16 protein-coding genes are annotated in these 19,489 nt (G+C 64.3%); 10 read left to right on the forward strand and 6 right to left on the reverse strand.

All coding sequences use genetic code 11. The features are described from left to right. Positions 1–9: 9 nt before the first annotated feature. Entirely contained in the window at positions 10–1,053 is a 1,044-nt protein-coding gene (locus BLW75_RS34000; protein ID WP_034315645.1) for a hypothetical protein, read from the reverse strand. Positions 1,054–1,263: 210 nt separating this feature from the next. On the opposite strand from BLW75_RS34000, the gene BLW75_RS34005 reads away from it, so the two are divergent. The 4 genes from BLW75_RS34005 (at position 1,264) to BLW75_RS42470 (ending at position 3,796) form a co-directional block, all read left to right on the forward strand. After that, positions 1,264–1,548, forward strand: a complete 285-nt coding sequence (locus BLW75_RS34005; protein WP_034315644.1) for a hypothetical protein — start codon at positions 1,264–1,266, stop codon at positions 1,546–1,548. Between the two features lie 330 nt (positions 1,549–1,878). Next, positions 1,879–2,475: a hypothetical protein gene (locus tag BLW75_RS34010; RefSeq protein WP_143055384.1), complete on the forward strand. Its 597-nt coding sequence runs from the start codon at positions 1,879–1,881 to the stop codon at positions 2,473–2,475. Beyond that, on the forward strand, positions 2,472–3,353 hold the full coding sequence (locus BLW75_RS34015) for a hypothetical protein (RefSeq protein ID WP_034315642.1): 882 nt from the start codon (positions 2,472–2,474) through the stop codon (positions 3,351–3,353). The genes BLW75_RS34010 and BLW75_RS34015 overlap by 4 nt, the downstream gene beginning before the upstream one ends. A gap of 35 nt (positions 3,354–3,388) precedes the next feature. Next, positions 3,389–3,796 (forward strand): hypothetical protein, encoded by a 408-nt coding sequence (locus BLW75_RS42470; protein ID WP_143055385.1) that lies wholly within the window; start codon positions 3,389–3,391, stop codon positions 3,794–3,796. A 339-nt stretch (positions 3,797–4,135) separates the two neighbouring features. Here BLW75_RS42470 and BLW75_RS34025 read toward each other — a convergent pair whose 3' ends face one another. Together BLW75_RS34025 and BLW75_RS34030 are read right to left on the reverse strand one after the other, a co-directional pair. Next, complete coding sequence (locus tag BLW75_RS34025; protein ID WP_034315639.1) at positions 4,136–6,676, reverse strand: S8 family peptidase; 2,541 nt, start codon at positions 6,674–6,676, stop codon at positions 4,136–4,138. After that, complete coding sequence (locus BLW75_RS34030) at positions 6,669–7,637, reverse strand: AAA family ATPase (RefSeq protein WP_034315637.1); 969 nt, start codon at positions 7,635–7,637, stop codon at positions 6,669–6,671. The genes BLW75_RS34025 and BLW75_RS34030 overlap by 8 nt, the downstream gene beginning before the upstream one ends. A gap of 153 nt (positions 7,638–7,790) precedes the next feature. Here BLW75_RS34030 and BLW75_RS34035 point away from each other — a divergent pair, with 153 nt between their 5' ends. The 3 genes from BLW75_RS34035 to BLW75_RS34045 are packed head-to-tail and all read left to right on the forward strand — an operon-like array spanning position 7,791 to position 11,649. Beyond that, positions 7,791–8,834 (forward strand): helix-turn-helix domain-containing protein, encoded by a 1,044-nt coding sequence (locus BLW75_RS34035; protein WP_034315636.1) that lies wholly within the window; start codon positions 7,791–7,793, stop codon positions 8,832–8,834. Next, positions 8,834–9,160, forward strand: coding sequence for a hypothetical protein (locus BLW75_RS34040; RefSeq protein ID WP_034315634.1), 327 nt, complete (start codon positions 8,834–8,836; stop codon positions 9,158–9,160). Before BLW75_RS34035 ends, BLW75_RS34040 begins: the two co-directional genes overlap by 1 nt. Then, entirely contained in the window at positions 9,157–11,649 is a 2,493-nt protein-coding gene (locus tag BLW75_RS34045; RefSeq protein ID WP_091598855.1) for a tetratricopeptide repeat protein, read from the forward strand. Before BLW75_RS34040 ends, BLW75_RS34045 begins: the two co-directional genes overlap by 4 nt. A 402-nt stretch (positions 11,650–12,051) precedes the next feature. Here the strand turns inward: BLW75_RS34045 and BLW75_RS34050 are convergent, their stop codons facing one another. Beyond that, complete coding sequence (locus BLW75_RS34050) at positions 12,052–12,924, reverse strand: helix-turn-helix domain-containing protein (RefSeq protein ID WP_158005389.1); 873 nt, start codon at positions 12,922–12,924, stop codon at positions 12,052–12,054. A 330-nt stretch (positions 12,925–13,254) separates the two neighbouring features. Further along, a complete protein-coding gene (locus BLW75_RS42475) occupies positions 13,255–13,587 on the reverse strand; it encodes a hypothetical protein (protein WP_143055386.1) in 333 nt (110 codons plus the stop codon). 413 nt (positions 13,588–14,000) lie between these two features. Here BLW75_RS42475 and BLW75_RS34055 point away from each other — a divergent pair, with 413 nt between their 5' ends. The 3 genes from BLW75_RS34055 to BLW75_RS34065 all read left to right on the forward strand — a co-directional run bounded on the left by BLW75_RS34055 (position 14,001) and on the right by BLW75_RS34065 (position 19,060). Beyond that, on the forward strand, positions 14,001–15,365 hold the full coding sequence (locus BLW75_RS34055; RefSeq protein WP_091598862.1) for a helix-turn-helix domain-containing protein: 1,365 nt from the start codon (positions 14,001–14,003) through the stop codon (positions 15,363–15,365). Between the two features lie 17 nt (positions 15,366–15,382). Further along, positions 15,383–16,180, forward strand: coding sequence for a class I SAM-dependent methyltransferase (locus tag BLW75_RS34060; protein ID WP_091598865.1), 798 nt, complete (start codon positions 15,383–15,385; stop codon positions 16,178–16,180). Positions 16,181–16,387: 207 nt separating this feature from the next. After that, positions 16,388–19,060, forward strand: a complete 2,673-nt coding sequence (locus BLW75_RS34065; protein ID WP_241783769.1) for an MFS transporter — start codon at positions 16,388–16,390, stop codon at positions 19,058–19,060. Here BLW75_RS34065 and BLW75_RS34070 read toward each other — a convergent pair. Continuing rightward, entirely contained in the window at positions 19,057–19,440 is a 384-nt protein-coding gene (locus tag BLW75_RS34070; protein WP_034315630.1) for a winged helix-turn-helix transcriptional regulator, read from the reverse strand. The genes BLW75_RS34065 and BLW75_RS34070 overlap by 4 nt on opposite strands. Positions 19,441–19,489 lie beyond the last annotated feature (49 nt).

Genomic DNA, 19,489 nt, shown 5'->3' on the forward strand with positions numbered 1-19,489 from the left:
TGCCTTGCGTCAGCCGTGCCCAGGTGGGGGAGCGTCGATCAGATTGACCTTCTTGCCGATCCGGACCGGTGCGTCAGCCGGGCCGCGCCAGTGGCCAGACACGACTTTCCAGCGTCGAAGTGAGTGGTTGGGTCCGTACGCCTGCCTTCGAAGGAACGGTGCGACGGGGAAGCGCACACCGACGGTGCGTCCGGTCGGCTCGAGGGCCCGCACCGGTCGAGGAGGTGCCTTCCGGCTGACCGAGAGCACTCGTACCGGGTCCGTGGAATGACCGGCTCGCGCGGACCGCTTCCGCAACGTCTTCGGAAGATGCTCGTCGGCTACCTCCGTGAAGCCGTTCGGCTGGCAGAAGATCCAACCGGCGTGGACTACGCGCAGCCAGTCGATCGTCGTCTTGGCTGCGGAGACCTTGGTGGGGTCGAGAGCCTGTCCGCCGGGCTCGTCGGGGACGACGGCTTGGGTGGCTCCCCAGGGCATGTAGATCTCGTTGTCCCACGTGAGCTCGGCATTTTGCGCGTGTGCGAGCCTGGTCGCTTCGGCCGTTGGGAAGCCCACCGCGCGGAACTTGGCGGTCACCGCCGCGAAGTCGGTGGCACTCCAGAAGGTCAACCAGATTCCCCCGTCGGGATGGCTGATGAGGGTGGTCTCTCCCCAGGAGACGGCAACGATGGCGACTTCCTTGCCGTCTTCTCTGGCGTAGATCGCCAGCGGTTCGGCGAAGAGCATGAAGCCGGTCAGCGCGGGTAAGTCCTGAGGCTCGATGTCCCAGCGGTCCCGAAGATTCCGGGCTGCGTGGTGAACCAGGGGCGTGATGTCGCTGGTGACGTAGAACAGCCGCGCTTGATGGAGCCGCCGGTACTCGTCCGCCAGCATCAGTTCGGCGCCGACGTCCGGATCACCGATCGGGCGAAGCGTTCCTCGGCCTTCGCGCACCATCGCCGAGGTGAACAGGTGAGCGACGGAGGTCGTGAGATATCCGGCCAGGTGCTCGCGTAGGGCGGGAAGCTCACGTGGCTCGGGCGGGGACCAGGCCGCTTCAGCGCGCTCGGCCATGGCGACGTCCCTCGAACCGCTTCCGCACAGCCAGCGACCTGGTGTTTGAGTGCTGCATGGTGCCTCCCCGGTGAAACCTTCAGTACTAAGTGAACAAGGTTCAGGGTAAGCAAACTTTGCACACTTAGTCAACAAGGTTCGAGCGGGTCGGACATGCCGTGTTGCCGCTGGTGCAAGTCGGACGTGCAGGTACCTGTTAACTTCAGTCTGGTGAGCGGCGAAAACCATCGGGTGGAAGATGGCCATTCGGCCGGCGAAGGACTGACCCTTCGGTACGTCGGCATGGTCGAGATCGGGGAGTGGTTCGAGGTCTCGCATCGGACGGTCGCCCTGTGGCGGCGCCGCTACGCCGCGGATCACCCGTTTCCGGAGCCGGACGTTGTCATCGGTCGGACGCCTGGTTGGTCACCTGCGCGCGAAGCGGAGATTCGGGCGTGGGAGCGAGCGCGCCCTGGTCAAGGCGCCGGCGGCGGCCGCCCGCGCAAGGCGACCTAGTCGACTTTGTTCCGTGCGGCTCGTCCGTAGCCTCGGATGGTGCGGTCCGGCGCATCGGTAATCTGCTGTGTTGTCAAGATCGTCTTAGGGGCTACTGAAGCGTAATGTCGCGTCTGTCGCGAAGCAGGGCCCTGCCAACGTCACGAAAAGGGCAATTCCGGTCTCCAGGGCCGTTGAGCGTATCAATGGCAGGCCAGCTCGGCGGGGTCATCCTGCCATTTCACTGCGCACGCCGGGCGATCCGTGCATCTGCCCGAGTATATGCTTGCCGAACAGTACGGCGCACACGTATATCGGGGGAGATGAATGCGAGAGGAATGGATAGTGCTCGTGGCGGCCATGGCCGGTATGCTGGCGGGCGGTGCGATGACGTTTCGCTACGCGATCAGGGCTGGTCAGGCCTCGGGTGAGCGAAGTCTGCAGGCGCAACTGCTTTCGGCTGAACAGGGGCTGAAAATGCGCCTAGAGGCTGAAGCTCGGCGGCGAATGCAGGAGAAGCTCGAAGAATCCTATGGCAAACTCATGGGATGGTTCTTCGAGCTCGACATGGTCGTCGACAGCGTCTGGATCGGAATACACTCCACTGATCAGGAGATCATCGAAGAAACCAGGATGACGCTGCACAAATGGCCTTGGGTGACCTTGAAACCGCCGCAGTATGTGGCATCGACCCAGCAGTACTGGAGCGTCGCGGTCCGGGATCTGATCGAGAAATTCTACGGGGACACAGTTGATTTCGTTAAGTTTGCTCAAATCGTCATCCGTTCCGTCGACGACGCGAAGGACGGCGACGACGTGAAGGATCAAGCCATGGAAAAGGTCTGGGAGGGACGCGGAAAACTACGGGAAAGCATTGCCAAGATCCGGGAGCAAGCCGGTGTGGAGCTGATGCACCCCGAACGCGACCTCTGGCAAAGCATCCGATGACCGAATACGGTGGCGTGCAGCGATATCTGTACTGGTCGGATCGCCTGGTAGGAAAGTACCTCGACGACCTCGGCGTCCGGGTGATGGAGAAGCGCCAGCGGAAGATATCCACGCCGAACATCCGGGGATTCCTGCCTGCCGTCGAGTGGTCGGAAGAAGGGCCCGCCGTCACCCGGCCGGATCTCGCAGCCAAGCTGGAACGAGGGCTGGGGCAATCCGTCGTCGATACCTTCGCTTCGCCGCCGCCGGTTCATTTCGCCAGGGGGGTTGGCGACGTCGTGTTCGGCGAGTTCGTCGGCACCGAGCCCGGACGCGCGGTCATGTACACCACGGTGTCCGAACCCGACGGCGGCCGGATCGCGGTCTGCCTGTTCGGAAGCGTTCACAACTACGCCGATTTCGTGGCCGACAGCGGGGCGCCGAGCCAGCACGGCTGGACCTGCTCCGAGGCCGGGAGTATCCGCCGCTTTCTCGACGAGGAGTGCCGGGTGCGGCCGTCGTGGGCCTCGGAGGAGGAGCTCGCCCGCGACGCTGTCAAGGTCGCCTGCTCGCAGGGAGAGGACGGCGCAGTGCCGGTGGCTCGGCGCCGTTGCGGCTGGCACCGCGGCCATACATACGGCGACACCGGCGAAGTCGGTGAGTGGCTGGCGGAGATCTATTGCGATTTCGACTTCCGCAAAACTCAGCTAGGGCCGCAAGATGGCCACGATCGCGTCCTTATCGGTGCCCCGTTCTGGCTTCGGACGCCATCGCTGCGTGCGATCAGGCTCTACGCGGACTATGCGGAGGGCGAGTTGGACGAGCGGGAGAGGAAGGCTTCGCGAAGATGGGGCTTGCGCAAGTTGTTCGGAGGCGCGTCGATGGATCCATCGCGGTGATGTCTCTTGCCGGTCGTTTCATTGGATCGTGCGCTGTGACGGCCGTCGACAATCGTAATGCACTCGCCTTGACTCCACGCGGTCATCACGAGCCGACCAATTACGGATTTTGGGCAGCGGCAGACCGCTTCGCACGTGTCGCGGAGGACGAACACGGCCAGGCTGTCCGCCGCTTGCGCGAGCTCTTCCGCAGTGAGCACGTGTTACGAGCCGCGTCACTGCTCGGTCGAACGTATGTTCTACTGTTGGACGCACGGTGCGAGGAGGTCGACGAACTGAGCTGGCTGGTGAGGGAACGGGCTACCGGGCGCGAATGGCGTGTCGATACGAGTGAGATGGCGTGGGAGGTCGGCGGTTACGACTTAGGGCGTTTCGAAATCCACGTCATCGACGAACTGGTGAACGGTGCTCCGGACGGCTACCCAGACCCGGCAAGGGAGTGAAGGAGTGCGGGAGCTCCGTGTCTCGTACATGTCCCCGACGGTGACAGTGGTTTGGCGTCCGTGCAGGCGCTAGCCAGCCGAGAACCAGGTCGCGACTCGTAGGGTAGGCCATCGTTCGGCTCTGCCATGTAGCTGTTGAATCGCTGATCATGATGGTGAACGGATCTCAAGACACCGCTTCGAGCTTGAGCGGGTACTCGGCGGTTGGCATGGGCGACTGGTCGGCCTTGTCCACCGTCGTCCTCAGCCGTGAGACCGGCGCTGTTGTGCGGAGTTCCGTCGTTGCGATCGGTGGTCTACCCCGGCAGGTAGTGGTGTCCCATCCGGGATCTCCGGAATTCAGGCCTCTTCGATCTCGACCGCGATCGGTGTGGTCAGTTCTGTGGCGATCGGAGTGTAAAGGTCGACGTCCTGCAGGGGCGTGCGGAGGGAGACGATGAGGCTGTAGCGGAGAGGAAGATCGGCTCGGTCGGCGCGTTTATTGGCTTTCCACCAGCCGCCGACAGGGTAGACGGCGACGAGGTCGCTGTCGGCGAGCTCGGCACCGGTACCGTCCCAGATGTCGTGATGCAGGGAACCGAGGTTGCGTTGATTGCTTCCTACGAGCCATCGCTCCGATCCGCCTGAGGGGCGCCCTCCGGTCTCTTCGTCGCCCGCGTCCCGGTTCACGCGGGCGACGAAGTCTTCCAGGCGTTGTTCGAGGGGAGAGCGCAATTCGAAGCGAAGGCCATGGGACGCATAGGAATACCGGCGCCGCCACCCTCTCCGGGAGGCTGCGGGTTCGATGAAGTAAGACAAGGTGATCCGCAGCTGGACGTGAGTGTCCAAGAGGCTGCGGAGTGTCTCGCGCGGCCAAGGGAGCCGGTGCAACCTAAAGTTGCGTGCCTGATGATCTGATCCGGTGAACGGGACGAATTCGTCTTGGGTGACGAGAGTGACCGCGTTGCGGCTGGAGGTCAGTAGAGTTCGTTCGGCCGGGACACCCCAGCCGTAGCGTCGCAGCATTGCCTGCCGAGCGGCCTTGCCGTGTTCGCCGTCGATGTCGGCCCTCATGGCTGGAGTCCATTCGGCGGTGTGGACGAGGAGTCCTCGGACGGATTCTGGCCAGTACGACGGGTATGCGGCCATGGCCTTGGCCGCGAGCCTGGATGCCTGAGCGGTCGCGGCGCTCGTGGCGTTGGCCGAGGTCAGCGTGAGGTCGTCCTTGTGTGAGGTCGTCCGCACCGTGTGCAGAGGATGCTTGTCGTGGAAATCCACGCCGTCCGTGAGGACGTTGCCGCCTTCCAAGCAGATGTCGGGCTTGATCGGCCAGGGACGTGTCCCGAATAGCAGCGAGGTCCTGCTGTGCGGTGAAAGGGCGCCATCCGCAGCCAGGGGCGTCCAGTCCGCGAAACCAGGGTCGGATGGGCTCGCGGTGAGCTCGGTGTAGGCGCCGACCACCAAGGCGTTCCACGCTTGCGCCGGGTCTTCGATGGCCGCGGTGTCGCAAAGGTCGAGATAGTCGGTGCCGTTTTCGAATTGCCTGACGTTACCGGCGGAGATCACGAACAGCCGGGACGCCTCGGGGGCGGGCCTTCCGATGAGTGTGATCCCGTTCTCGGAGCGGCCGATGTCGGTTCCGGCACTCAGCGCATCGATCGACGCCGACCACAATGAGGGTTCTCCGGGGCGGGCTTCGGGCTGAGCGGTCACCGGTAGGCAGAACACTCGTGGGCGTCCGGCGGCCGATGTTTCGACCGCCGCACCCGCCTGGGCAGTGACCAGGCCATAGGTGAGCGGATCGTTGCCGACAAGAGAATCGGGCAGGATTTTCACCGATTCCAGTCGGTGTGTCAGTGCGATCGGCTTGGTGCTGACGAGCAAGTCGTCGAGAGGCCCGTAGAGAGCAAGGCCCGCCATCGAAGTCCCATGACCATCGGTATCGGTACCCGCACTGTCGACGACGGAATGCACGTCTCCGGCGTCCAGGGATGCTGAGAGCAGCAAGTGCGAGCGGCGGACACCGCTGTCCAGATGGCAGACGGCGGGAGCGTTCTCGTCGATTGCGATGGCCGTGCGGTCCATGAGATCGCTGGTCAGCTCATACTGATCCTCGCGGGGAAGGTCGTCGATCGTGTCGACGATCTCGGGGCGCCGAATCTCGGCGATCGGAACCGCAGTGAACGGCAGGCTGTGCAGGTCGTCCCAGCGTGCTTCGATCCAGGTCACCGTCCGGTCGGTCATTTCGAGGGTTCGGCTCGCGAGACGCAGCCGTAATGCCCCGGCGAACGTGCGCAGGAGGTCGAGGCCTGTGGGTGAGGGAGTGAGCCAGAGTTCCCACCAGTTCAGGCCCGCCGGTGGTGCTCCCGCAGACTGCCACAGGTCCCGGAGCACCACACTGCGGATCCGCCCGATATTGGCTACGAGTTCCCGGTTACGAGGACTACCTGCCGTCGTCTGACGAGTGAGAAAATCCTCGAAGATCTTTAGGAACTTGGCCCGGAACTCATCGCTGACCCAGACGACGGCGCTTTCCGGCTGGCCGTCCGAGGCCGGTATTACGGAAAGCAACAACCACAGTGGTCGCTTCTTCGGACCGCGATGGCCCGACATGCGTTCCAAAGAGTCCAGCTTCAACGGAAACGCCCGGTCGGCGGCATCCAGGACCAGGATGACACCCAAAGCCTTCAGCTCTTCGAGTGCGAGTTCTTCCGAAGCGTGCTTACGGTCTCTTTCGGCCTTGGTGAAGGAGGTTCGCAGGTCGCCGCGGAGTTTGCCGCCGTGAGGGCGGCGTTCCACGTCACGTATACGGGCGTCACCGCCGCCACGGCGACGAAAGTCGCGGTTCTCGGCGCGGCCGACGACGGTCAGGTGTGTCAGGGCCGTACGAGGATCACTCACCGCTCGCTGCCCGGCGTGCGTCGAGAGCGGCGATCACATCTTTCACCACGACATGGTCGTCGCCGCGCAGGATTGCCTGCTTCGCGGCCTCTTCCGCTGCTTTGACCAGTTCGGCGTGGCTCAAGTCGGCGGTGTGCGGACGGACCGTCGTCCATCGAAGTCCTCGCCCGAGCAGGCCGAGCCGGGCCTTCATGACCTCTACTGCGTGCCCGGGTTCCGGGAGACCGTATTTGACCACCAGGTCGAACCGCCGGAACAGCGCGTGATCGAGGATCGAACGATGGTTCGTGGCAGCCACTACGATGCTCTCCGCGCTGACCTCTTCCAGGAAGACCAAAAAGGCGTTGACGATCCGGCGGGCTTCACCCACATCGTTTCCACCTCGATGTGCGCCGAGCGCGTCGAACTCGTCGAACAGATACACCGCACGCTGGGTCGCTGCGGCCTCGAACACTGTCCGGAGCTTGCTCGCGGTCTCGCCCATGAACTTGCTCAGCAGGCTGTCCAACCGGACGGTGAGCAGCGGAAGGGACAGCTCGCGGGCGAGCACGCCCGCGGTCATCGTCTTGCCTGTCCCCGGCGGGCCTTCGAGCAGCAGTCGGTGAACCGGTGTGTATCCATGGCCGATCAGTGCTTGCCTCTCGCGCTGCTCGCGCAGCACGCGGGCAAGCGTGTCCTTGAATGACGAGGGGCCGACCAGGTCGCTGAGTGTCACGTCCGGGAAGCCGGCGGTCAGCAGTTCGGCGAGATCGCCCCGCGGCCGCGCGATGGCTGTGACCTTGTCGGCGACCGGGCTCTGGCGAGCCGCGTCGATCATCTGTTTCAGGTCACTCGCCAGCGTGCTGTGTCCCTGACGGGCGGCTTTCGCGGCCACTTGCAAGGCCACCGCGTAGAAGGCGTCGTCGTCGCCTGCGGCGTGACTGCGCACCAAAGCCTTGACGTGCTCACCCGATGCCGTCACGGCTGTTGCCCTCCTCCACTACCCGTATGAACCGCCAGGGTAACCGTCCGCAGAGAGTGTCGCGTTCCCGGCGCGGCGTGTTTCACGGCTTGACTCGAGTGCTCAATGAGTGCTTCTCTCTACGAGTGCTTATTGAGTGCTTAAGGGGGTTAGGTGAACTCGGTCAAGAGTCGCCGCAGCGAGCTGAGGTTGACGCAGCAGGAGGCGGCGCGACGCGCGGATGTTTCCCTGGCGACGTGGCGCCGCTTCGAAGGCGCCGTGGTCGGCGACGGCGCCCTGGATGGGTTTCGGCCCGAGAACCTGCAAGGTTTCGCGAGGGCGTTGCAGTTGAGCGTGGTCGCACTTCGGCGGTTGGTGTCGTCGGATGACGCTACGCCGGGCCAGGGCGGAGAGGTCGAGGCAGCCAACCGTGGCGCGGCAGGCGTGGTGGGCATGTTCAACAAGTGTTTCATCGGCGAGCCGCTTACTCCAGCCGACGCGATGGTGCTCTCGCATACCGTGACCTTCTCCGACTTCGCGCCCGTCAAGAGTGGTCAGTTCCATGTCGACGATACGTTCGGGTATCAGTTCGCCGCGTTTCTCAAGGGTGAAGCGACGATCCGGGAGGTGGATCTGCTGTGCGATCTCCCCGAACTGGCACTCACTCAGGTCAACAACCATTGGCTCGTGCGGATGGGTGAGCGGATCATGCGGATCGGTGCGGAGTTGGATGCCGGACGTGTTCCTCGGCCGGAGTGCCTCGCCGACGAGTACGCCCTCTGGATCGTCATCGCGAACACCGAGCCGCCTCAGGACAGCGACATTCTCGAGATGTATCCGGGACTGCGCATGCCGGAGGACGTGTTCGGCCACGATCCCGACTTCGACGATCCGGACGATCCCGCCGGCCGTGAAGAATGGATGAATCGTATGGTTGCCGGTCTCCTACCGCCGGAGGAAAGCAATGACTTCCGGCGATACGACCTGGACATCATGGAGGCATATGGACAGGGGATCTACGATCCGGCGGATCCCCGCCATCCGTTGCGGTGGTTCGACCGCGACGACCTGCGAGAGCGATGCGAGTCCGCGCTCGAGTTCGTCCGATTGCCTGCAGAAGAACAAGCGAGGAGGAGCGCCGAAATGCGCGAGCGGGCTGTCCTCCTTGCTCCGAGGAACGACATGCGCCCGTCGGTGGATCGAGGGGGTGCCCGGTAATGAGGTGGAGCGCACGGCTGCTGATCGTGATCGCCGGATCGGTCGTGACCGGAGCGGGGGTGCTGGTGCTGCTGGCCGGTCTGGAGGACGCGGACAAGATCAGCAGCGTGGTCGGCGCGGTGGCGGGGGTGCTAGGCCTGGCGGTGTCGATCGCCGGCGCGCTGCGAGCTCGCGGCAGTCAGGAGAATTCGGCTTCTGCGGCGCTGGCCAGTTCCGACGGCGTTGAGGCCAAGCCGGCGGTAAGGGACGTTTCAATGCTCGCCGAGGCAGCGGGCGATGCTCGGATCTATCAAGCTGGTGGCGATATGACCGTCAACGACCGATGAGCGAGGATTCCGGGCGTGCCGTTTACGCCACTGGAGACACGCTGTTTGCGCAGGCAGAAGGCGATGCCCGGATCTACCAGGCCGCCGGTGACCTGACCGTCATCGCCCGGTCTGACGTACCGGAGGGGCCGACGGTGAGACCGATTCCCGCGAAGCTGGACGACGATTCGATATTCGTCGGCCGCGATGAACAGCTCCGGGAGTTGCTGACGGCGTTCGGGAAAAGTCAACGATCCGAGGCGGTGGTGGTGTCGGCGGGTATGGGCGGGGTCGGCAAGACCGCTCTAGTGACTCGCGCGGCAGCTCTGGCGGTCGAACAGGGCCTTGCCACTACGGCGGTCATCCTCAATCTCAACGGCTATGACCCCGACATCACTCAGCGTGTACGACCACGACACGTGCTGGGACCGCTGCTATGGGTCTTGGGGTTACCCGACGAGCGGATACCGAGCACAGTGCCCGACCAGCTCACCTCCTACCACAGTCTCCTCACCACCTGGGAGCGGGACGGGCGGCGGCTGATTTTGGTGCTGGACAACGCCGGGGACGCCGAGCAGCTCGCCGAGTTGCTGCCATCGGAACCGCATCGAGCGGTGGTGACCACACGTGACACCCTCACTCTTCCCGGACGAGCCCGGCGACTGGACCTTGGCACCCTGACGGTGTCCGACGCGGTGGACCTGCTCGGCCGGCTCCTTCGCCGCAGTGATCCCGAGGATCGGCGTGGAGAGGACGGAGCGGGGCTGGTTCGATTGGCCGATCGATGCGGCTGCCTGCCGCTGGCGTTGGAGATCGCCGCCGCAGTGATCGCCGATGATCCGTCGATGACCGTGTCGGACTTCGTCTACGAGCTCGAGCAAGCCCCCAATGCTCTGGAATCGCTCAGGCGCGCGGACCGTTCCGTCGCCTCGGTGCTGGAGCTGTCGTGGAAGCAGCTGGTCGAACGCGAGCCCGAGGTCGCGCTGCTGCTGAGCCTGCTGCCGCTCAATCCCGGGCCGGACCTGGACACTGCGGCCGCCGCGGCTCTCGCGGGCATCCCCGAGTCGCAGGCAAAACCCCGGCTCCGAATCCTGCACCACGCCCACTTGCTCCGGCAGAGCGGTGGACGGTGGCGGATGCACGATCTTGTCCGCCTCTACGCCCGTGATCGGCTCACCGATCAGCACCGAGCCTCGGCGGTTCGGCGGCTACTGGACAGTTATCAACGGATAGCCGCCGAGGCGAATTCTCACTTGGGGGCCGCGCCGGGCAGCTCGGTGTCGGAACGGTTCGCCGACCGCTCGGCGGCTTTGGCCTGGTTCGATACCGAGCGGGCCAACCTCGTCGGTTCGGTTTCCCTCGCGTTCGACACCGACCATTTCGTTCTCGCCGTGAACCTCGCAGCAGACTTGGTCAGGTATCTGGACCTTCGTCGCCACATTACAGACTGGGTCGCCGTCAGCGAACATGCGCTCAATGCTGCTCGACGCTTGGGCAACCCCAGCACTCTCGCCTTCGCTCAGGAACGCCTTGGAACCGCACTGCTGGCGGCGAGACGATTCGACGAGGCGACTACCGCCCACCAGTCAGCCGTCGATATCTTCCGGGAAATCGGCGATCGACGCGGTCAAGGGGAAGCTCTGGCCAGTCTCGGAAACACGTTGCGCGCCGCCAGAAGCTTCGAGGAAGCAATCGGTATCTGCCAGCAGGCCTCCGTCATCCTCGATGAGGTCGGGGACCGCCACGGCCGAGGGCGGGCATTGGGAAACCAAGGGCTCGCACTGCGAGCGATCGGTCAATTCGAGAGATCGATCGAGGTCCATTTGCAAGCCATCGGAATTTTCCGTGAGGCAGGTGACCGCCAAGGGGAAGGTGAAGCCCTGGTCAACCTCGGCCTTGCCTATTACATGGTGCGACAGTTCGGGAAGGCGGTCGCCTCCCAGCGGCGGGCAGCGGAGATTTTTCACGAGTTCGCGGACCATCACCGCGAGGCGAAGGCGCTGGACAATCTCGGGTGCGCGCTGCGAGAGTCAGGGCGTTGGGACCATGCCGTTGAAGCCCACATGAAGGCGTTCTATCTGTTCTGCGAGACCCGAGATCTCCATAGCCTTGGTCTCACAATGCACAATCTCGGGTCCACTCTTCTGGGATTGGGGCAATGCGAAGACAAAGCCCTGTTCGCCTTTCGCTTCGCCCTGAGTGCCTTCAGAGATACTAACGATCTTCACGGTGAAGGCAAGGTTTCAGATAGTGTCGGCGTTGTTTTGAGTATTATGGGGGAGTTCGCTGAAGCCATCAAAGCCCATCGGCTGGCCGCTGACCTTCTCCGTGAGACCGGGGACCGCCAGGCCGAAGCTATCGCGGTGTACAACCTGGGCCGTGTTCTCGGGGATATGGGGCAGGTGGCCGAGGCGAAGGATGCCGGCCACAGGGCAGCGGCCCTGCTCCGCGAGGCTGGTGACTCTTACTCCGAAGCGCTGGTGGCGGGTTGGCTCGATCAGTTGTCCTAGTGGCTGCGAGATAGGCGGAATCCGAATTTCCGGTCCGCGAGTCGTGGACTTGCTGATGATCAGTTCGTTGAATGAATAGAGTGGTGGACCTGCGGGGTTCCCGGCGTCCGCCATTTCCTGAGGATGCGGGCGGCCGTAGTTATGGGTTCCGGCCGGCCGATCGAGTACGGCGCCCGAATCGGAATCCGTCCTTGTTCCAGCTCGGACAGGTAGTAAGTCCACATCGCACGGTTGAGGAGTTCGACGGCCAGCAGCCGGGCAAGCGGCGGCAGCAACGCCGAAGACGATGGTCGCGGGCGCTTCCCCGATATTCGAGCACAACGACAGGTGGTTGCCGCCGCGGAATGGCACGACACTGGAAGCGAAGGGGGAGACCGAACCCGTCGACAAAGCTGGCCTGCCTTACAGGTGCACTGGCGAGTTGATCTTTTCTATGGATGTCCTTTCGTCCAGAGCGGTCTCGCGGAGTTCGTTCAGCTTTCGTAGATACGGTGCCACGTCGTTGGCCTCTTCAAGTACCAACATCGCGGTGGCGGTGTGAACGACGAGGACGGAGTTGTCGTCGAAGTCCTCGAAGAGGCCGAACGCCGTCTGAATGTCTTCGTCGAAACTGTCGGACGGAATGATGTGCACGTGGCAGTGTGGGACGCTCGAGGTGATCATCAACTGAAGGAGCTGTTCATCCAGGACGCTGCGCATGGTCGGGTCATGGAGTGCTGTTTCGTCGATGTAGAAGGTGGCGCCGAAGTCGCCCTTCACGCCCTTGAGCACTTCCTGGCGCGATAGCCGCGCCTGCAAGGCTTCCTTGACGAGCGGGTCCTTGGGGTTTCGGTTCTGCCGCATCATCACGTCCGCGTACTGCTCGCTCTGCAGTAAGGAAGGGATTCGCCGCGGTTCGTAGAACGTCATGGTCTTGGCGCTCGCGTGCAGGTAGTCGAAGGTGGGGAGCAAGTCGGGCATGTTCTCGGGATGACGCTGTAGGTCGTACCCATTGGCCGGTGACTCGGCCAACTTCTTCAGGCGATCGAACTCGGCCGGTGCCGTCGTGGCTTTCGCCAGGTACGTGACGGTGTCCAGAAGAGACCCTTCGCGCTGCCCGCTCTCTATTCGAGAGATCTTCGGGGCTCCCCAGCCGAGTGAGCCGCTTATAGTGGCCTGAGTCAGGTTGGAAGCCTGCCGCGCGTGCCGAAGTGCGGCGCCGAGCTCTCGGCTCTTGGCCGTGGACTCCTCTACGCGCCTGGGTTGTGCCGGTGGCTTCGGTGCCGATTTGAACACGATGGATCACTTTCTCATGTCTGGCTCGGCCCCGGCCATTGAGGCCTTTGTGGCCAGAGTCGGTGGTGGAGTTCAGGCGGGACGAGGGCCGCCAGTGAGAGCCGGGCGGCAAGTACTTCTCTTGCAGCGAGGTCAAACCGTTCGCACGGCCACTGCTTGCCGAAGCAGACAGAGCAGAGGAACGTCACGTCACGCGCGGGGAGGTGTGCGGTCAGGTCGCATACCGACGAGGCGACCTTGCCCAATGGGCTGTCGCTGTCGACGATCACGCAGTTCCACGACCGGTTCGAGAGTGGTTCTTCCATGACCGGCTCACCCGCCTCGGGTTCGTCACGGGAATGGGTATGTCTTGCTCGGCAGGCCGCCTTGTGCACGCGTGATCTCGTGTGGCGCCGGAAGCAGGGGTTCTAGGTACGGCCGTGGCTGTGGAGGGAGAACGACGACTTCGGTCAGCTCGTCGTCCAGAACCTCAAGTTCGACCGAAGGCCATCCTTTCTCCATGTTCTCTTGCTGTCTTCTGACCCTGGCGACGATCGCCAATGCTGCCCAGTACGGCTGCCCGCGGAATCGGTGGATTCGGCGACGCCCTCTGAGCCGGTTGACCATGAGGCCGATCAGGCAGCCGATGACTGCAGCAGCGGCGACAGACCAGAACTTCGACACGGGGGCCTCCCGGACGGCATTCGCTCAGAAGCCTTCTCGAAGCCGGTAGGCCAGCCGAACGGATACGCACGGCCACCACTGTCCGCAGCACGAGCATCGGCCGTGGCGCGGGTCGGTGTCGGGAAGAGGCGCATGTACGGCGAGATAAAACGTCAGCAAGCTATACAACTGGACGGGTTCAGGATCTTGCGATCGGTTGGCTCGCGATTTGGCCAACCAGAACGGCAGCCGCCGCCTTGAGTCGCGGCGCATCGAGCTCTTGCAGACGGTTGTCGTCATTGCTGACCTCCGGACACGAGTGGTTTTCCTGGACTGTCACCACTCTGGCGCGACCGGCTATAGTTACGTAACGGGGTAACGTCGCTACGTTTGGTATTTACCCTCTTTTACCCCCTGGCAGAGCCGGAGAGCGCATGGCCGACGAGAGTGTCACCGCCGAGACGGCGCACGCCCGTCTCGCTGGGGAGATCAAGCGGCTCCGAAGTGCGGCCGACTTGAGTCAGGCCGGCTTGGGTGAGCGGGTGGGGTACACCCGGAACTACGTTTCCATGGCCGAGCGGGCCGGTGGGAATCTGCCATCACAGAACCTCGTCGAGGCACTCGATCAGGCACTGGGGGCCGCAGGACAGCTGTACGCGCTTTGGCGGGCAGCCAAGGAGGAACAGCAGGTTCGTCGTCGGCTGGGGCGAGCTTCCGTGCTGACCAGTTCACCGCCTCCGCTGTCGACCGAAGGGGTTGAAGATGCAGAGCTCAGCCGGCAGGCGGTCGCCGAGGACGCGCGCGATGCCGCGCGGGTCGCGCGCATGATCGCGTCTTCGGGGACGACGAACGAGGCCGTCGAACAGTTCGACTCGGAGATCCGCAGGATCGCCGCGGCTTACATCTCCCGGCCGCTGGTCGATGTGTTCGGCGAGATTCGGGAACTACGTCAAGAGGTCTTCCGGCTGCTCGATTGCAACCGGATCCCGAATCAGCTGCGTGACCTCTATCTGCACGCGAGCAGGCTCGGCGGCTTGCAGGCACACGTGTCGCTTGACCTTGGCGACTACCGTGCCGCCGACATCCATGCTCAGACCGCGTGGCTGTACGCCAAACTCGCCGGACATCAGGACATGCTCGGCTGGATCAAGGCGCTTCAAAGCCTGATCGCCTACTGGGACGACCGGCTCGAGGACGCTGTCGAACGAGCCCGCGAAGGTGCTTTGTTCCGGCCAAGGGGAACGACTGGGGCTCGCCTGGCGAGTCTCGAAGCGCGGGCCTGTGCGGCGCGCGGTGACGAACAAGGAACGCTGATCGCACTCGATGTCGCGGAGAGCGCTCGCGCCGACGCGACCACGGACGAGTACTCCGGCGTCTTCACCTTTCCCACGGCGAAGCAGTCGGTGTACGCCGGAACCACGCTGCTGACCTTGAAGAGCAGTCCGGCGCTGGCGAAACAGGCCATCGGAAAGTCGCAGTTCGCGCTCGACGTCTACCAGGTGGCGGCCCCTGCCGATCGTTCCGCGGGAGACATCTTCGCCGCCCGCCTCGATCTGGCTGGCGCACATATGGTCCTGGGCGATCTGGATGCCACGCAGTCGTACCTGGTTCCCGTTCTCTCCGCGCCTGAGGTGCGCCGGACGGCCAGCATCGTCAAGAGGGCCCGCGACATCGGAGATCGATTGAGTTCCACGAAGTACCTCACAACGGCTCGCGCCAAGGGGATGCGCAACGAGATCCGGGAGTTCTGCGCGCCGCCGCCCGCGCTTCCGCCGGGATCGGGGGTGGTCGCGAAGTGACGTCGCGACCTGAGGGCGTGGACACGACGAGCCGTGCCAAGCTCGCTGGAAGCGCGTACAAGGACGAGGCCGATCTGGCCGCACGGCAGTCGCTGTACAGCTGGCAGCAGCCGCGTTACGACCTGCCTGGCATCGTGCTCGGACATCTGCCGGCTTCGGCTAGGAGCGTGCTCGACCTGGGCTGCGGTAACGGGAAGTTCCTCGATCGCATCCGTCGCGAGCGTCCCCAAGCGCTCGCTATCGGTGCTGACATCTCGCCCGGAATCTTGGCGCCCTCGCCGCCGCCGACCGTGGCGGCTGACGCGGCGGCTCTGCCGTTCGCGTCCGGACGATTCGACGTCGTCCTGGCGCTGCACATGCTGTACCACGTGGCCGAGCTACCTGCGGCGCTCGAGGAGATTCGTCGTGCGCTCGTTCCTGGCGGCCTTGTCTTCGTCTCGACGAACGCACACAGCGACAAGGTCGAGCTGGACGACCTCTGGTCAGCGGCTGCCGGCGACATCCTCGGCATCGCCAACGGGCCGAGGCGGGTAGCCCTCAGCGAACGGTTCGCGCTTGACGACGCGCCTCGTCTCCTCGAGCCGTACTTCGAGCAGGTCGCCTCGGTCGATCTTCCCGGGGTGATCACCGTCCGCGAGCCCGAACCTGTGCTCGCACACCTCCGTTCGTATCGGGCTTGGGCTGACGAAGGCGGCGTGCCCTTCGAAGCGACGATCGATCGTGCGCAGCAGTTGCTCGTCCGGCACCTTGAGCGGCACGGCGAGTTCACGATCTCCTGCCTAGGTGGCCTCATCATCGCCCGAAAGCCCCTCTGACCAGGCAACTCACAAGTTGATCACCTTGGGTAGTCAGGTACTACAAACGGGCGAAAAGTCGCTGATCGTGGTCATCTGACGACGCTCCGGGCATACCGTGAGATTCGGGAGAGGGACGAACGACCCGGCATGGTCAGTCCGGCGGGAGTGCGAATGCGCGACCGCATGCTGAGTTGTCGCCTGGGAGTGCGTGTAGGGGGAACGGATATGGCGGAGCGCCGCCGTGCCGGCTTTGCCGTGCCATTGCGGAACCCGGAATTCCGGGCGCTTTGGGTCGCCGAGCTGTTGTCGATCGGCGGCGACCAGATTGCCCGGGTCGCGTTGTCGTTGCTGGTGTTCACGGAGACCTCGTCCGCGGCGTTGACCGCGTTGACCTACGCCTTGACCTTCATTCCATCCGTGCTCGGTGGCTTCCTGCTGTCCGGCCTCGCCGACCGCTATCCGCGGCGAGCGATCCTGGTCGTCACCGACGTCGTTCGCGCAGTTCTCGCCGCGGCGATGGCGTTGCCTGGGCTGCCGCTGCCTGTGCTGTGGGCGTGCGTCGCCGTGCTCAGCGCCGCGGCAGGCCCGTTCAAAGCGGCGCAGTCGGCGTTGATGCCGCAGGTTCTCGGCCGGGAGGGCTTCCCAGCCGGGCTCGCGCTGCGGCAGTTCACCGGTCAGGTCGCGCAGGTGGTCGCGTTCGGATCCGGCGGGCTCGTGCTGACGCTGATCGAGCCGCATCTCGGAATGCTGGTCAACGCGGGCACCTTCGTGCTGAGCGCGCTGATCATCCTCAAAGGTGTGTCGTTGAGATCGGTCAGCCGAGCCGCCACCGAACAAGAGGAGCAGGTACACGCGCCTGCCCGAACGTGGGTTCTGCTTTACGCCTTGGTTCTGCTGGTGGGCGTCTACGTCGTGCCCGAGGGCTTGGCGGTGCCGTACGGACACGCCCTGGGAATCTCCGCCTTCGGCATCGGCCTGCTGCTCGCTGCCGACCCGCTGGGGAGCGCCATCGGTGCCTGGCTCACGACGCGGTTTCGGTTACCCGCTACGCCGCTCACCGCGCTGCTCTTCGCGGTAGTAGCCGGCGTGCCTCTCGCCGCCTGCGTCTTCGAACCAGGAGTGGTCGCTTCGATCGTCCTTTGGGCCGTGTCCGGCGCCGTCTCGACAGCCTTCCTCATCCAGGTGCAGACCGTGGTCGTCGACCTGGTGCCGGATGCCCGTCGCGGCGGAGTGATGGGCCGGATGTCGACGTGCCTTCACTGTTCGCAGGGAATTGCGATCCTGGGCGGCGGGGTGGCCGCCCAGCAGTTCGGGCCCTTCAGGGCTGTTGCCGCAGCGGGTGCCGTCGCGATCGGCGTGGCGGCGGGAATCAGCATGCTGCGGGTCCTGACTCGCTCCCGGCAGCGAGCCGGGAGCGAGCATGGTTCAGCGAATGAGGACGCGCGAGATCACCAGTCCTTGTTGGTCATCGACGAACCCTCCTCCCAGCGAACGGACTGCCTGGACGGCCCGCCCGCTGAGAACACCCCGACGACGGCGTCCGCCGGAGGACCGCCTGGGGACGCAAGCGACTCAAGTATGCAGGTCAGCACCTCCGATGTGGCCAGCGAAGCCCCAGGTGATACGGAACGTATTTGGAATGTCACACGGTGGAAGCTCTGGTCGCTGCGCCGGCGGGTGGTCGCCTTCGTTCTGGCGGTCGAGATCGCTGCGGTCGTCCTCACGCTTCTGCTGGACGGGTTCATGCAGGTAAGCCGATCCGATCTCTTCCGTTTCGGCGTCCTCGTGGTGCTCGGTCTCCTCGCGGCGGAGGTGACCCGGGTTGTCGAGCAGATGCGGCGCCGGTTCTCCGATACGCCGCACGTCAACATGAGCTCGGTATGGACCCTCGCGGCGGCTTTGCTGGTCACGCCGACCTTGGCGGCGGCGACTGCGGTCATCCTCTATGGGCACATGCGGTGGCGCAGCTGGCGTCGTGTGTCCGGCATGTGCCTATACCGGGTGGTGTTCAGTGCGAGCTCGGTGGTCGTCTCCTGTTGTTCGGCGATCGCACTGGCGCGCTGGCTCCCTGCTGTCCAGGCACTCGAAAACATCGACGACGGTGCACTGCTCGGGCTCGCCGTGGTGGTCGTCTGCTACTGGCTGGTGAACTCGGCTTTGGTCGGCGGCGTGATCGCGTTGTCACCCGGCAGGCGCTCGGTCGGAGCGTTGGTCGGAAGCTGGAGCGAGAACAGCCTCGAGTTCGCGACCTTGTGTGTCGGTGTCTTGGTCACGTTGCTGATGGTCTGGCATCCGCTCGCGTTGGTCTTCGTCATGCTGCCGCTGTACGTGCTGACCCGCAGTGTTCTCGTTCGGCAGCTCGAAGCCGCGGCGACGACGGACAGAAAGACCGGCTTGCTCAACGCCGAGACCTGGAAGACGCTCGCGGAGAACGAGGTGGCCAAAGCTCGGCGTCACCATGCGCCGATTGGCGTGCTGATGATCGATGTCGACAAGTTCAAGTCGGTGAACGACACGTATGGGCACATCGTCGGAGACAAGGTCCTGCGCGAGATCGCGCAGGCGATCGTCGGAAACGTTCGTTCGTACGACATCGCCGCGCGATTCGGAGGAGAAGAGTTCGTCGTTCTCCTGCCGAACGCCGATACGGCGGCCTCGGTCGGTATCGCGGATCGCGTCTGCGAAGCGATCCGCGAGATGAAGTTTGCGGACGAATTGGGTGATTTGCGACTTAGTGTCTCAATTGGAGTGGCGGCCTATCCAGAAGCGGGCGAAGCCCTCAACGATGTGCTCGTGGCGGCGGACAACGTCCTGTTCGCGGCGAAGGACGCGGGCCGCGACAGGGTTCGTTCGCTGATGCCGGACCCTCGCCGTACGGCATCCGCCAAGGCGGACTAAGCGCCTCGGCGGTCGACCTCGTCAGCTTGGCGGTCCGCTTGGTAACCCTGAGCCCACTCGGCCAGCGGCCGGATGGCGCGGAGCAGCGACCGGCCAGTCGGGGTGAGTACGTAAGAGACCGTCGCGAAGTTGCCCGATTCGGCGTGCCGCTCGATGAGCCCGTCCTCGCGAGCACGCTGCAGGGTGTCGCTCAGCACTCGGTTCGAGAGCATGCGGTCTCGGTCGGTGCGCTTCTCGACGTCGTTGATCGAGGCCAGCAATTCCTTGAACGGCGTCTCGCCGCGGGCGAGCCCGGCCAAGACGGCGACGGTCCACCTGCCTCTCAAGAGATCCAAGGCGGTCTGGACGCTGTGCCGGTACGGAATTTCCCACCTCTCCATACCGACCAGCTAACACGATTCGGTACGGCTTGCGCGCGAGCAAATCTAC

This window comes from Amycolatopsis lurida, assembly GCF_900105055.1.
GTDB lineage: Bacteria > Actinomycetota > Actinomycetes > Mycobacteriales > Pseudonocardiaceae > Amycolatopsis > Amycolatopsis lurida.

Bases quoted from the DNA above. Each gene is read 5' to 3' on its own strand.
- BLW75_RS34000 (WP_034315645.1), bottom strand. From the start codon at position 1,053: ATGGCCGAGCGCGCTGAAGCGGCCTGGTCCCCGCCCGAGCCACGTGAG.
- BLW75_RS34015 (WP_034315642.1), top strand. From the start codon at position 2,472: ATGACCGAATACGGTGGCGTGCAGCGATATCTGTACTGGTCGGATCGC.
- BLW75_RS34040 (WP_034315634.1), top strand. From the start codon at position 8,834: ATGAGGTGGAGCGCACGGCTGCTGATCGTGATCGCCGGATCGGTCGTG.
- BLW75_RS34045 (WP_091598855.1), top strand. From the start codon at position 9,157: ATGAGCGAGGATTCCGGGCGTGCCGTTTACGCCACTGGAGACACGCTG.
- BLW75_RS34055 (WP_091598862.1), top strand. From the start codon at position 14,001: ATGGCCGACGAGAGTGTCACCGCCGAGACGGCGCACGCCCGTCTCGCT.
- BLW75_RS34065 (WP_241783769.1), top strand. From the start codon at position 16,388: ATGGCGGAGCGCCGCCGTGCCGGCTTTGCCGTGCCATTGCGGAACCCG.
- BLW75_RS34070 (WP_034315630.1), bottom strand. From the start codon at position 19,440: ATGGAGAGGTGGGAAATTCCGTACCGGCACAGCGTCCAGACCGCCTTG.